The organism is Glaciibacter kafniensis (genome assembly GCF_039538945.1).
Lineage (GTDB): Bacteria > Actinomycetota > Actinomycetes > Actinomycetales > Microbacteriaceae > Cryobacterium > Cryobacterium kafniensis.
In genome coordinates this window covers 348,223-360,531 of record NZ_BAABCN010000002.1, presented here as the reverse complement: position 1 = coordinate 360,531, position 12,309 = coordinate 348,223, and the positions used below count along the sequence as shown (strand labels likewise).

General features: G+C 64.9%; 15 protein-coding genes. All 15 read right to left on the bottom strand.

Annotated features, from left to right (window positions below; genetic code table 11):
- Window position 1 precedes the first annotated feature (1 nt).
- Entirely contained in the window at window positions 2–511 is a 510-nt protein-coding gene (locus ABD791_RS02185; RefSeq protein ID WP_345061842.1) for a flagellar hook assembly protein FlgD, read from the bottom strand.
- Window positions 512–541: 30 nt separating this feature from the next.
- A complete protein-coding gene (locus ABD791_RS02180; protein WP_345061840.1) occupies window positions 542–1,972 on the bottom strand; it encodes a flagellar hook-length control protein FliK in 1,431 nt (476 codons plus the stop codon).
- On the bottom strand, window positions 1,969–2,709 hold the full coding sequence (locus tag ABD791_RS02175; protein WP_345061838.1) for a C40 family peptidase: 741 nt from the start codon (window positions 2,707–2,709) through the stop codon (window positions 1,969–1,971). Before ABD791_RS02175 ends, ABD791_RS02180 begins: the two co-directional genes overlap by 4 nt.
- Window positions 2,706–3,137 (bottom strand): flagellar export protein FliJ, encoded by a 432-nt coding sequence (locus ABD791_RS02170; protein WP_345061836.1) that lies wholly within the window; start codon window positions 3,135–3,137, stop codon window positions 2,706–2,708. The genes ABD791_RS02175 and ABD791_RS02170 overlap by 4 nt, the downstream gene beginning before the upstream one ends.
- Entirely contained in the window at window positions 3,137–4,465 is a 1,329-nt protein-coding gene (locus ABD791_RS02165; protein ID WP_345061834.1) for a FliI/YscN family ATPase, read from the bottom strand. The genes ABD791_RS02170 and ABD791_RS02165 overlap by 1 nt, the downstream gene beginning before the upstream one ends.
- The gene (locus ABD791_RS02160; RefSeq protein WP_345061832.1) at window positions 4,462–5,067 is read right to left on the bottom strand and encodes a FliH/SctL family protein; all 606 of its coding nucleotides are present in this window, start codon (window positions 5,065–5,067) and stop codon (window positions 4,462–4,464) included. The genes ABD791_RS02165 and ABD791_RS02160 overlap by 4 nt, the downstream gene beginning before the upstream one ends.
- Entirely contained in the window at window positions 5,060–6,079 is a 1,020-nt protein-coding gene (fliG, locus tag ABD791_RS02155; RefSeq protein WP_345061830.1) for a flagellar motor switch protein FliG, read from the bottom strand. Before fliG ends, ABD791_RS02160 begins: the two co-directional genes overlap by 8 nt.
- Window positions 6,076–7,662 carry a flagellar basal-body MS-ring/collar protein FliF gene (gene fliF, locus ABD791_RS02150; RefSeq protein WP_345061828.1) on the bottom strand — a complete coding sequence of 529 codons (1,587 nt, stop codon included), beginning with the start codon at window positions 7,660–7,662 and terminating at the stop codon, window positions 6,076–6,078. The genes fliG and fliF overlap by 4 nt, the downstream gene beginning before the upstream one ends.
- A complete protein-coding gene (fliE, locus tag ABD791_RS02145) occupies window positions 7,662–7,967 on the bottom strand; it encodes a flagellar hook-basal body complex protein FliE (protein ID WP_345061826.1) in 306 nt (101 codons plus the stop codon). The genes fliF and fliE overlap by 1 nt, the downstream gene beginning before the upstream one ends.
- Complete coding sequence (locus tag ABD791_RS02140; protein ID WP_345061824.1) at window positions 7,967–8,359, bottom strand: flagellar basal body rod protein FlgC; 393 nt, start codon at window positions 8,357–8,359, stop codon at window positions 7,967–7,969. Before ABD791_RS02140 ends, fliE begins: the two co-directional genes overlap by 1 nt.
- Window positions 8,359–8,700, bottom strand: a complete 342-nt coding sequence (gene flgB, locus ABD791_RS02135; protein ID WP_345061822.1) for a flagellar basal body rod protein FlgB — start codon at window positions 8,698–8,700, stop codon at window positions 8,359–8,361. Before flgB ends, ABD791_RS02140 begins: the two co-directional genes overlap by 1 nt.
- Window positions 8,701–8,835: 135 nt before the next feature.
- Window positions 8,836–9,189, bottom strand: coding sequence for a hypothetical protein (locus ABD791_RS02130; protein WP_345061820.1), 354 nt, complete (start codon window positions 9,187–9,189; stop codon window positions 8,836–8,838).
- The gene (fliS, locus tag ABD791_RS02125; protein WP_345061818.1) at window positions 9,167–9,616 is read right to left on the bottom strand and encodes a flagellar export chaperone FliS; all 450 of its coding nucleotides are present in this window, start codon (window positions 9,614–9,616) and stop codon (window positions 9,167–9,169) included. The genes ABD791_RS02130 and fliS overlap by 23 nt, the downstream gene beginning before the upstream one ends.
- Entirely contained in the window at window positions 9,616–10,953 is a 1,338-nt protein-coding gene (gene fliD / locus ABD791_RS02120) for a flagellar filament capping protein FliD (RefSeq protein ID WP_345061815.1), read from the bottom strand. The genes fliS and fliD overlap by 1 nt, the downstream gene beginning before the upstream one ends.
- Before the next feature lie 167 nt (window positions 10,954–11,120).
- The gene (locus ABD791_RS02115) at window positions 11,121–12,293 is read right to left on the bottom strand and encodes a flagellin N-terminal helical domain-containing protein (protein ID WP_345061813.1); all 1,173 of its coding nucleotides are present in this window, start codon (window positions 12,291–12,293) and stop codon (window positions 11,121–11,123) included.
- Between the last annotated feature and the right edge of the window lie 16 nt (window positions 12,294–12,309).

Here is a 12,309-nt window from a genome sequence, read left to right as displayed (position 1 = left end):
ATTACCTTTCGGTTTCGACTGGCGTCGGTGTGGGTGTCGGTGTGGGTGCCGGTGTGGGTGCCGGTGTAGGCGCCGGTGTAGGCGCCGGTGAGGGGGTCGGCGTGGTGATGCCGGAAATTGCGTCGAGCGCCACGTCGACTCCACCGACTGTGACTTTGGGGACAGATCCGAGGTAAGAAACTGCGGTTGCGGTGCCCGTGACGGTCTTGCCATCGGCATCCGTGTAGCTGACCTCTTTGCCGATCAGGGCCGCAGCGGCTGTGCGCATCTGCAGACCGAAGTTCTCATCGGTGGTCTTGGTCATCGCGGTCATTTGCTCCATCATCGCCAGCTGAGTGGTCTGGGAGATCATGGCGTTGGTGTCCATGGGCGAGCTGGGGTCCTGGTTTCGCAACTGGGTCACCAGGAGCTGCATGAATACCTCGCTATCGAGGTTCTGCTTCGGCACTGCCGTCGTCGATCGGGCATACATGCTGGTGCGTTGCGTGCTATCGATGGGATCTACGGGCATCTGGGTTCCTCTGTTGGGGGCAGGCGTGTGTTAGGCAAGCACGTCGAGCATCGACGTCTGGCCGCTGACCGGGCGGCGGGGCTGTCGCTCCGTCTCAAACTGTCGGCCTCGTGCCGGTGATTCGTGAGGCAGATGACGCTCCGATCCCGACCGGTCGCCGGAGTCGGGCTGGCTCTTGCTCGACAGGTCGAGCTGCGCACCGAGCCCCTGCGACGCCAGGTCGCGTCGCAGATCGGTGAGAATCTGTTTCAACGCGTCTCTGCCCTCACCATTCGGGGCAAACAGCTCAATCCGCACGTGTTCGCCCGCGACATGCGCACGCACGGTCACCGGTCCGAGGTTGTCGGGAGTCACCGTGATGGTGAGCGTGTGCTCGCCATCCACTGCACCCGCGAGGGCAAGCAGCGGTGTGGCGACCTGAGCGGCAAGTGGAACAGGGGCGACCGGAGCCGCAACCGAGGCAGCCGCGACGGGCACGGCGGCAGCAGCCTGACCGGTGCTCGTCGGCGCCGCGACCGCTTGCACCGCCGGGTCCGCAACGGCAGGTTTCGGCGTCGAATCAGCGGGGGCTCCAACGGCAGGGACGCCCTCTGGTGCAGCACCGGGAAGTGCGTCAGGGCTGAATCCCGGCGCCGTCGCCGGTGCATCGGAGTCAGTGACCTCGCGACCAGCCGCCGGCGCAGAAGCGGATGCGAGCGTGCCGGACGGAACGTCGGTGGTCGTGGCTGACAGGGCGGACGCCGGCGCGGACTGCGCATCGCTCGGGGCGCCGGTTGCACCACCGGCACCCAGCTCCGCACCGACTGCGGACGCCGGCGCGGTCGGCCGCCCAGAGGTCAGCGCAGCCGGCGCGGGGCGAATACCGGCGGGGGCAACGCTCGCGCCTGCGGTACTCAACGCGGCCAGGCCGGCCGAGGCCGCTCCCGCTGAAGGTGTCGAAGGCGTCGAAGGTATCGAAGGCGTCGAAGGTGTCGAGGTGGCGGCGGGAACCACCGAGTCACCGTCAACACCCCCTGCTCCAGCGGGTGTCGTGGCCGCAGGTGCCGTGCCGAGCGGAGCGACGACGCCGGCATCCGTCTGCGAACCCTCGACGAGTGCGCTCCCTCCGAAGCCACCACCTGCGCCAAGGCCGTCGAACAGACCGGGTGCGACCGCGCCAGAAGGAGCGGGCATGACGGGCACAGCGGTACCGCCGACCACTGAGTCAGTCGAGGGGCCGGTCGATGAATCGTCGACCGTCTCGTCTGCCGACGCGTCGTCTGCCGACACAACGGCGCCCTCGCCTGGTGCAACATCCACCGGCGCGGCCTCTGCGCGGTTCAACCCGGCCGAGTCACTCGACGCGGTGTCTCGAAGCACCGCCGCAAAGCCGGCGGCGCCCGTCAACGACGGCGCGGTGGACGGCGAGCCGCCCCGGGTGAGTGTTGAGGGGCCCAGCGTGGAGGGAAGTGTCAAGGTCATGAGCCACTCCCCGCGAACATCGACATCTGGGCCGCGGCAATGAGGTCAGCGACCGACGGTGACGCGCTGGCGGTGCCCCCCATCGAGGTGATCAGGCTGTTGAGCGTTGCGGCAGACACGCCCGACTGCGCGGAGACAGCACCCGATACGGTTGATGCCGCGCTCGACGCGACGCTCGAGGGTGTTGAGACACGACGAATTGTCTGGATGTCGGCATCGGTCAGATAGTTGGGCTGCAACGAGACGTTCCGCCCCTCATAGGGAGCGTGAATGATCATTCCGTCTCCGGCATAGATCACGATGTGGTCTGCGTTGTGAGTGACGATCAGGTCCCCCGGCTGCGCGTCGGCGAGCGAACCGACCTCTGTTCCCATCGACTGCTGCGTGCTGACGACCCGCGGGGCGTCGACGCCCAGGTCGGCGAGCACTCGCTGCACGAGGCCGGAACAATCCATACCCGACGCGTCTTCACCGCCGAAAACGTAGGGAACCCCGAGGTACTTCTTCGCGGCCTCGACGATCGCGTTGCCGCTCACACCAGGTCCCGTTCCTGTCACACCTGTCGTGGTCAGGCTCGATGTGCCGTTTGTCGCGCCCGCAGCGCCGAGCGCTGCATCGAACGACGCAGCGTTGGCCGATGCAGTGTTGGTCGACGAATTCGTCGCCGCCTTCGTGCGGCCCGTCAGCTCGAGAACACGACTCTCAATCTCTGAGATTCGGGCAACTGCCTCAATCATCGCCATCCTTCGGCTCCTTCGCTTCGTGTCCTCGCGCCGGAGGCAATTTCATCGAGTGCGTTCTGTTCTGTGCGCAGTTCGGCCACTGCGACGGCCAGGTCGTGTTTCTCTTCGAGACGCTCGAGCCCCTTCGACCGAGTGCGAGCGGCCGAAAATGCCGCCCGCGCTTCGTCGGCGGCCTGACGGTGCGATCGACCCACCGCTTCGAGCTCGGCGAGCATCGATCGGGACGACGCCCGCGCTGCGGCGACGGCACGCAGCACCTCGACGCTGGCAACATCGTCGTCGCCACCGCCGAGCTTGCGACGAATCTGAGCCTCACGTGCCGAGTTCTCCTCAAGACGTGAATTGGCACGAGCGAGCGCTTGGCCTGCTTCTTCCTCCTCGAGGTGACGCAGGCGCAACAGTCCGGCCAGTGAGAATCCCATCAGGCACCTCCCAATTTCGCCACGAGCCCGGCCAGATGGCGCCAGGCTTCCTCGGCGGGGGTGTAGTCGTTCATGCTCTGTCGTAGAAAGGCTTCGATGGCGTCCTGGTGTGTGAGGGCGGCATCGACCAGCGGGTTGGTTCCCGGCCGGTATGCTCCGATGTCGATGAGGTCCTGAGCGTTCTTGCGTGCCGCCATCACCGTGCGAAGCGCTTCCGCCAGGCGGCTCTGCTCCGGCGCGATGACCTTCGATGCAACTCGGGAGATTGAGCCGAGCGCGTCAACGGCCGGGTAGTGTCCGATGATCGCCAGGGCGCGGTCGAGAACGACGTGGCCGTCAAGAATCGACCGTGCGGCATCCGCGATCGGCTCGTTGTGGTCGTCGCCTTCGACCAGCACGGTGTAAATGCCCGTAATCGAGCCGTTCTCCCCTGTGCCGGCGCGTTCGAGCAGTTGGGCCAATACCGAGAACGTCGACGGCGGGTAGCCACGCGTTGCTGGAGGTTCCCCCACAGACAGACCGATCTCACGCTGGGCCATCGCAACGCGCGTGACCGAGTCCATCATCAGCATGACGTCGGCTCCCCGCTCGCGAAAGGATTCAGCGATGCGCGTTGCCACGAAGGCGGCTCGCAATCGCATCAGTGCGGGTTCGTCTGACGTCGCGACAACCACGACGGAGCGGGCCAGTCCCTCTGCACCCAGGTCATCTTCGAGAAACTCGCGCACCTCACGCCCGCGCTCCCCTACCAACGCGATGACCGACACTTCAGCGTCGGTGCCGCGCGCAATCATCGAGAGCAGCGACGACTTTCCCACTCCGGATCCGGCGAAGAGCCCCATCCGCTGGCCGCGACCGACAGTGGTGAGGGTGTCGAGCACGCGCACGCCCAGCTGCACCGGAGTGTCGATTCGACGCCGCAGCATGACGGAGGGTGATTCATTGCCGAGCGAAACGAACCGGTCGACGTCCAGCGGGCCGAGGCCATCAATCGGGCGACCGAGACCGTCGAGCACCCGCCCGAACAGGCCGGAGCCCGTCGGCACGAGAACCGGCTGGCCGTGGGAACGCACTGCACAACCGGCATAGATTCCATCGAGACGCCCCAACGGCATGCAGCGCACGCCATCGGCAGTTGTGGCAACGACTTCGGCGTCGACGCGCTTCTCGTCTCCGATCGTGACCAGGTCGCCGACAGCGCAGTGCAGACCGGCGACATCCACGCTCAGTCCGAGCACTGCGGTGACAATTCCGACTCGCTCCGGTGCAGCGGCACGCAGCGCAGCGGCGAACCGGGCCGGGTGCGGGCGAAAGGCGGTCAGTGTCATCGCGACGTCCCGTCCAGCTCCCGGCGGGCCCGAGCGAGGGCGGTAGAAATGCGTGCGTCCAGAAGGCCAACCGGGAGATCCACGATGGCGTCGCCCCGAGCGAGGCTCTGGTCGGCGCGGAGTTCCACACCGCCGGCACGTCGGTCAGCTTCGGTGAGGAGGTCAAGGTCGCCCGGATGAAGCCGAATCGAGGTGGCTTCTCGCACATCCGGGTGGTCGAACGCGCGACGCAGCGCGGCACGCGCCGACGTCTCGCCCGACTGCAGCTCCGCGCCGATGATTGCCTCAGCCAGATCGAGGCCCGCTGCGGCGAGGGAATCCTCGACGGAGGTGATGACCGGGAGCAGCCGTGCGTCGAGCGCGTGAGCCGCCGCCGTCAGCACCGCCACCGCTTCAGCAACCGTGGCGAGGTCCCTCTCACGTTCCGCGGCAACTCTGGCCTCGTGCTCGGCGACCGTCACAGCGAAAGCACGTTCCGCCGCGCGCATTCCCTCTGCATAGCCGGCCGAATGCCCGCGGTGGCGGGCGGCCGCCTGCTCTCGCTCGGCATCCGCGTTGTGGATTGTCGGAAAGCGAACGGCGGTGAACGCGGAGCTACTCAACGAAGGCATCTTCGTCGCTTCGGTGAATCGTGATTGTGCCGCTCTGCTCCAACTCGCGGATGGCACGCACCACGTCGGCCCTGGCCTCCTCGATCTGGGAACGACGTGACGGACCCATGGACTCGAGCTCATCGGCCAGCAGCTCGCGGTTGCGCTCAGAGAGGTTCTCTCTGATCTTCTGCTGCACCGCTTCGGCGGAACCCTTCATCGCGATGGAAAGCACTGCCATGTCGAAGCCACGCAGCACGTTCTGCACATCGCGAGCTTCGAGCTTGACGATGTCGGCGAAGGTGAGCAGCCGAGAACGAATCTCTTCGGCCAGCTCAGGGTCGCGGGCGTCGAGCCCTTCGAGCAGTGCGCGTTCGGTGGCAACATCGGCTCGGTTGATGATGTCGACGAGCGGCTGAACACCACCGACAACCTCCATCGAGTTCTGTGGCGCGACCACTGCTGCGGCCCGGGACTTCAGGCTCGTGGCCACGATGGCGACGGCCTCCGGCGTGGCACTGGTCATGGTGGCGATGCACTGCGCCACGTCGGTGCGCTGGTCATCGTGCAAACCAGCGAGCACGGCGGATGCCTGAACCGGGCGGAGGTGGGCGACGACCAGCGCAATCGTCTGCGCCATCTCGCCGTCGAGCAGGCTCCCGATTTGGCCGGGCTCTGCGCTGTCGAGAAATTCGAATGCCTTGCCGGCCATGTTCGAGGCCACCCGGCTCATCACGCCGGCGGCGCGCTCGGCGCCGAAGGAGAGTTCGAGAAGACCGGTGGCGAAATCGGTGCCGCCCCGTGCGGCCAGGCGTCCGTGCGCAACGATGTCGTTGAACTCCGCGAGAGTGCTCTCGGCCACGTCGGGATCGACGCGACGGAGGCGCACGATCTCCGCGGTGATGTCGGTCGCCTCGGCCTCAGAAAACTGGGCCATCACCGAAGCCGCAATGCCGCCCTCGAGGTTCATCAAGACGACGGCGACCTTCTGTGTGCCGGTCAACGCTGATTTGGTTTCGCTCATGCGCCGGGCCTCTCATCCATCAACCCGCGCAAGAGCGCAGCGGTCTTTTCAGGGTTTTGGCTGGCCATTTGGGAGATCGAACGCCGGTTCAAGTCCATGCTGTTCGGCTCAGGCTCCGGCAGCAAGACGGGGGGTGGCGTGGGAATGAGCGCCTGCTGCGGCACCTCGGCGAGAACCTCGGTCACGGCGCCGAGTCCGTCGAGCTCAACCAACTCGATCGACTGGCGCTGCTGCTTGGAGCGGCGCAGGAAGAGAATGAGGGCGAGCATCACCGGAATCGCGATGGCGAGTGCGATGATTCCGGTGCGGATCAGCTCGGCGGTGCGATCGGCGGTAGCCGACTCCTCAGCGGCCACGAGAGCCTGCTTGGCGCCGGTCGCCGCATCCGTGTTGAAGCCGACGGTCTGAACGGTGACGGCATCGCCCCGCGCCGGGTCGATCCCGGCCGCCGCAGTGACGAGGGCAACGATATCGGCGTTGTTGACATTCTTGGCCGCGGCTTTGTTGAGCGCCACCGACACCGTCTGGCGAGCGACGGCGCCGGCCGGAACGGTGCGCGTTTCAGACACCTTGTTCACCGCGTTGTCCTGCACAGTCTTTTCTGAGTTGTAGGTGCCATCTCCGGCAGCACCGCCGGGAACCGCGATGTTGTCGGGTCCGAGTACCCCGCCGGTCGCAGTGCCACCGGTTCCCGCGTAGGTTTCGGTGTCGCGCGACTGGCTGAGCGGAGCAACCTCCGGCGTCTGAGAGAACGTCTCGGTCAGCACCTCGGCCGACTCGGAACTGATCGTGGCCGACACCGCAACCGTGGAGTTGCCTGCGCCGACGATGCGGTCGAGCATGACCTGTACCGCCGACTGCACGCGGCCCTCGTACGCGGATGTCTGCTTGTCCGATGACCCGGTCGCGCCGGTGCCCACGGCAGAAAGCACAGTGCCGTTGGCGTCGATGACCGCGACGTCAGTCGCTTTCATCCCCTCGATCGACGCGCTCGTCAGGTGCACGATTGCGGTGACCTGATCGGTGGAGAGGGTCACGCCGTTCTGCGTCTCCACGAAAACGGATGCGGTGGGGTCTTGCTTGGTCGACACAAAAACGGTGTCTTCGGGGATCGCCAACTTGACCGACGCGAGCTTCACGCCTTTCATCGCCCCGATTGTCGCGGCGAGCTCGCCTTCGAGCGCGCGCTTGTAGGTGACAGACTGCTGAAACTCGCTCGTCGTGACACCCATTTCGTCGAGCAGGGCGTAGCCGCCGGTCGACGATGATGGCATGCCGGCTGCCGCAGCGGTCAACCGCTGCGTATAGACATCCCCTTCGGGAACCAGAATCGTCGAACCACCGTTGGTGAGTTCGAACTGCACCTTCTCGCTGCGCAGCTGCTCAACGATGGTGTTGGCGTCTGCTGCACTCAGCCCCGAGAAGAGCGGGGTCAGTTGCGGCTTTGTCGCCCAGGTGCCGAGCGCGACCGCGCCCAAGACCAGAACTGCGATTCCAATGATCGTGACGGTGCGCTGCGCTGCAGTAAACCCGCCGACGACCCCCTGTGCGCGTGAAAAAGCCGCGGAGAGTTTTTGTTGCACTAGGCCTGCATCCTCATGATCTCGTTGAAGGCGTCGACGCCCTTGTTGCGGACTGCTGCAACAAGTTCAAGCGTCACCTGGGCCCGCGAGGAGGCGATGGTCGCGTTGTGAATGTCATTGAGGTCGCCGGTGACGGCCTGAATGGCCAGAGTCTTCGACTCCGCCTGCAGCGCCTGGGCGCCGTCGATTGCGCCGGCGAGTGACGCCGCGAAGCCTGAGCCGTCGGTGGAACGCGGTTCGGCGACAAACGAGAGCGACCCGGTTCCGCTCACACCGGTCACTGCTGCGATGGAGTCGATGGTCATCAGGAACGTCCGATCTGAAGTGCTGCTTCGTAGCTGGCCTTGGCCCGGTCGACCACTGCCGCATTGGCCTGGTAGCCGCGCTGGGCAAGAATGAGCTGGCTCATTTGTGAACCCATGTCGATGTCCGGATAGCGCACATAGCCTTCGGCGTCGGCGAGCGGGTTTGTCGGCTCGTAGGCCAGACGCCCCTCCGGGTCGCCGTAGGCGGCGGCCTGCACGTAGACGCCGCTTGTTCCTTCACCCGCCTGCACCGCGATGTAGCGCGCCTGGAACGCCGCACCATCCGTCGAGGTTGCCGTGTTGATGTTGGCGAGGTTGTCAGACACCGCATCAAGCCATTTGCGGTGCACGCTCAGGGCGCTTCCGGCGATTCCGATCGCATCGAATGTCATCAGTTGCTCCGCATCGCTGTACGCATCGAAGTGAATTGCCCGTTGATCGCTTGCGAAGCGAACTGAAAGCGCAGCACCGTATCGACGTTCGAGAGAGTCTCGGTGTCGAGGTTGACATTGTTGCCGTTCAGCTGCGTCGGCTCGAGCGACGTCGCAGTCGTGGCGGTGACGCGGCCATCGCCGTCGCTGACCGATTTCGCAAGCGCATCCTCGAACTGAACCCGCTGAGCGTGATAGTTCGGCGTGTTCACATTTGCGATGTTGTTGGCGATGGCGCGCTGGCGCGCCGACAACCCGTCAAGGGCGCTGCCCAGAGCAACGGAGGTCACGGAATCGAACAAGACATACCCGTTTCAGGTAGTAATGGAGTAACGCGGCCGATCCGTGGCCCAAGAAGTGAGCGATCCGTGCTCACAGTTTGCTATCGGTTGATTCGGAGAAAGCGTTAGAAGATCCCTGCGAAAAGATCGTTCGGGTTATCCCGTGATGTCGAGGTAGACGGCCCGAGCCTGCTGCGACGGAACCTGGCGCAGGGCAGCGAGTTGTTCGCCGACTGCTCGGCGTTCGCCGACAAGCTCAGCGATCAACTCACGTTGGCCGCCCAGGATGTCTCTGGCACGGTCGACGAGGTCGGGTGGAATGGGGCCGAGTCCAGCGGGCTCACTCCAGCTCGAGTCGGCGTCGTGCGCCGTTGTCGCTGCGGCACCGAGCGCCGCCTCCCCCAGACTCGCTTCCAGCTCGTCGAGCAGCGCACTCCAGGCATCGTGTTCCGGCTGCGGATCACTCTGCACCGGCTCGCGCGTCAGGTCAGCCAATGCCAAGGTTTCCACGTGCCCAGTCGGGATTGGTCGAGGTGGCGGGTGCCGCAACCGGCGCCGGCAATTGGACGGCCGCTTCGTGCCAGGCCGTGCGCAATGGCTCGAGCAGGGCGATGCTCTCCCGCGTGCGCTCCACATCGCGATCAAGATTCGCGCTGATCAGCGCGTTCGAAACGTAGCTGTAGACCGCCAGCAGGCCGTCCGCGCCGTCCCAGGCGTCGACATCCAGTGACGAGCTGAGTTCGGCGATGATGTCTTGGGCATGCAGCAGGTTCTCGGTGGAAACCGTCCAGTTCGAGGCGAGCTGTGCGGCCTCGGCCCGGCCGAGGTCGAGAAGCAGCCGGTCATAGAGCATGGTGAGGAGCCGTGCGGGGGTGGCCGAGAGAATCACGTCGCGGTTGTACTGGGAGCGCTGCGCGTTCACTGTCGTATTCATCATCAGCTGCTCGTCAATGCGGCGAGCTGCGAGGCCATGTAGCTCTGCTGCGAGTTGAGCTTGCTCAGCTGAACTTCAAGCGCAGAATAAGTGCGTTCCAGCGTTGCGCGTCGTGAAGTCAGACGGCGGTCCCAGTCGTCGACCTGAGTGCCCAGAACCTTGACCTCTGATTCCTGGCCGGTGATCTTGCTTGTCAGCGCCCCGTCGTACTTGTCCGACGCGCTCTTTCCGGCGTCTGCGACGCGCGTGGCGATGACTTGGAGCGCGGCCTGAGTGGCGACAGGGTCCTTCGCCATCGCCGCCTTGAACTTCGCGGCGTCGTATTCGATGGCACCCTTCTTGGTGATGCTGATGCCGAACTCGGACGGCGACCTGCCGTTGATGGGCTCCGTCGCCGCAGCGAGAATCTTCTGATTCACATCGCGCACCGTGCTGTCACCGGTGAAGACTCCCGCGGTCGTCTTCGTCGTTCCCGTGGCATCCGTGCTCGTCGTGACAGCGGATTTCGCGACGACGTCGGCAAAGATTCCGTTGAGGGCATCGACAAGGGCGCTTGCAGACTTGCTGATCGCTTCGTCGTCGCGGGTGACGGTGACGGTGACGGGGTCAACGGAGATGGCCGAGACGGTGATCGAGACGCCGGGCAGAACATCGGTGAACGTGTTCGTCTTCGAGGTGATGGTTTGGGCGGCGGGTGTGCCGGCCCAGATGGTGATCGATGCGTCTTTCGCGCCTTGGATCTCGGTCAGGGCAACCGGTGTGGCGGTGCCGGTTCCCTGGTAGACGCTGAAGGCTCCATCTTCGCCGATCGTCTTCGACGCGAATTGAAGGCGGAAGTTGCCGCCGCCGACCGACACCTTCGTCGCGATGACACCGGCGTCTGATGTGTTCACGGCGGCCACGACGTCGTCGAGCGACTGCGAATCGGCGGTGATCTCGTGCGCGACGCCGTCTTTGCCGGTGATGGTCAGCACCGCCGGCGATTCCGGCCACTCTGTCATCGCGCCGGTGACTGACTTCTGGGCCTGGGCGATGGCGCCGACGGTCAAATCGAGCTGGGCGGCTGGAGTGCCGGGGGTCGCGGTGACGGTGACCTTGTTCGACGTGCTGGTGGCCGAGTTGAGGTCGAGAGCCAAGGGCTTCGCGAACTTGGTGGCGAGCTCGGTCAGGGACGCGAACTTGGTGTTCAGTGCTTGCAGTGCGGTGATATAGCTCTGCGAAGAGGCGACCTTGTTTTTGAGGAGGGTCTGCGGGATCTGCTCGACCTTCATCAGCGAATTGATCAGGGCCGTCGTGTCCAGCCCGCTGACCAGTCCGTCAATTGCGAGTGATGACGCCATACCGGATTCTCCTCAGTGTTTGTTCTGCAGAACGTGTCGTTCTATGCACTCTGTTTCGCTTCGATGCGAAAGGCTGGTGGCGCCCGCGAATGAATTTGTGTTCATCCACGCACACCACCAGCCGTTGTCTACCGCGCTACTGCCCGGCCAATCTGACGAGGTCAGATTTAGCGAAGGAGCTGCAGAACGCCCTGGTTGGACTGGTTCGCCTGCGCGAGCATGGCGGTACCGGCCTGTGACAGAACGTTCGCACGGGTGTACTTGACCATTTCTTCGGCCATGTCCGTGTCGCGAATGCGCGACTCAGCAGCCGACAGGTTCTCCTTGGAGACGCTGAGGCTCTTGATGGTGGACTCGAAACGGTTCTGCGAAGCACCGAGGTCTGAACGAGCCGTTGAGACCTTGGTGATCTGCGCGTCGATCAGCGTGATCGCTGCCTGTGCGTTGGTGGCGGTGTCGAACTTGACGCCACCGGTGACACCGGCTCCAACGGTACCGACGGCAAGACCGGCCGGCGGGGTGGCGGAGGAAACGACTCCACCGTCCTTCGCCGAGACGATGATGCCGTTGCCGGCGCCGTTCGCATCCTTCGTCACGGAAACCGTGAAGGCGGACGAGAAGTTGGCGTCAGCACGCAGAGCGTCGGCGTAGCCGTCAACGCTGGTGAAGGTAGCTGCAGCCGGGAAGCCAGCGCCGGTGGTGACCGAGGTCTGAACGCCGGCAGCGGTCGTCGAGGTGAACGTTGCCGGACCGCCGATGGCGCCGACGGCCGCGATCGTGAACTCAGAACCGGTCGCTGCAGTCGTGCCGTTCGCCAGGGTGGTGGCGATCGACTTGACGTTGGCGCCCGAGAGGTCGACAGCGATCTGGCTGCTGGCGGAACCGTCAGCACCGACCTGGAACTTGAGCGAGCTCTGCGAGCCGTCAAGCAGCTGGATGCCGTTGAAGTTGGAGGTCTCGCTGATACGCGTGAGCTCGTCGTTCAGTGCCTTGGCCTCAGTGGTGATGGCTTCGCGCGACTTGACGTTGTTCGAGTCGCTGCCGGCCTGCACAGCCAGGTCGCGCATGCGCTGCAGGATCGAGTGAACCTCGGTCAGCGAGCCTTCAGCGGTCTGGATGAGGCTGATGCCGTCCTGGGCGTTGCGCGAGGCGACCGTGAGGCCACCGACCTGCGAGCGCAGACCTTCGGAGATTGCCAGGCCTGCTGCGTCATCCGCTGCGCGGTTGATGCGGAGTCCACTGGACAGCTTCTCCAGCGACTTCGACAGGTCGTTCTGCGTGTTGGACAGGTTGCGGTACGAGTTGTTCGCCGCAATGTTGGTGTTGATCTGCATACCCATAGTGATTTCCTCCGTG

Excerpts from the sequence above, each read along its gene's own strand:
- ABD791_RS02185 (WP_345061842.1), bottom strand. The coding sequence starts at position 511 with ATGCCCGTAGATCCCATCGATAGCACGCAACGCACCAGCATGTATGCC.
- ABD791_RS02180 (WP_345061840.1), bottom strand. The coding sequence starts at position 1,972 with ATGACCTTGACACTTCCCTCCACGCTGGGCCCCTCAACACTCACCCGG.
- ABD791_RS02175 (WP_345061838.1), bottom strand. The coding sequence starts at position 2,709 with ATGATTGAGGCAGTTGCCCGAATCTCAGAGATTGAGAGTCGTGTTCTC.
- ABD791_RS02170 (WP_345061836.1), bottom strand. The coding sequence starts at position 3,137 with ATGGGATTCTCACTGGCCGGACTGTTGCGCCTGCGTCACCTCGAGGAG.
- ABD791_RS02165 (WP_345061834.1), bottom strand. The coding sequence starts at position 4,465 with ATGACACTGACCGCCTTTCGCCCGCACCCGGCCCGGTTCGCCGCTGCG.
- fliG (WP_345061830.1), bottom strand. The coding sequence starts at position 6,079 with ATGAGCGAAACCAAATCAGCGTTGACCGGCACACAGAAGGTCGCCGTC.
- fliE (WP_345061826.1), bottom strand. The coding sequence starts at position 7,967 with ATGACCATCGACTCCATCGCAGCAGTGACCGGTGTGAGCGGAACCGGG.
- ABD791_RS02140 (WP_345061824.1), bottom strand. The coding sequence starts at position 8,359 with ATGACATTCGATGCGATCGGAATCGCCGGAAGCGCCCTGAGCGTGCAC.
- fliS (WP_345061818.1), bottom strand. The coding sequence starts at position 9,616 with ATGATGAATACGACAGTGAACGCGCAGCGCTCCCAGTACAACCGCGAC.
- fliD (WP_345061815.1), bottom strand. The coding sequence starts at position 10,953 with ATGGCGTCATCACTCGCAATTGACGGACTGGTCAGCGGGCTGGACACG.
- ABD791_RS02115 (WP_345061813.1), bottom strand. The coding sequence starts at position 12,293 with ATGGGTATGCAGATCAACACCAACATTGCGGCGAACAACTCGTACCGC.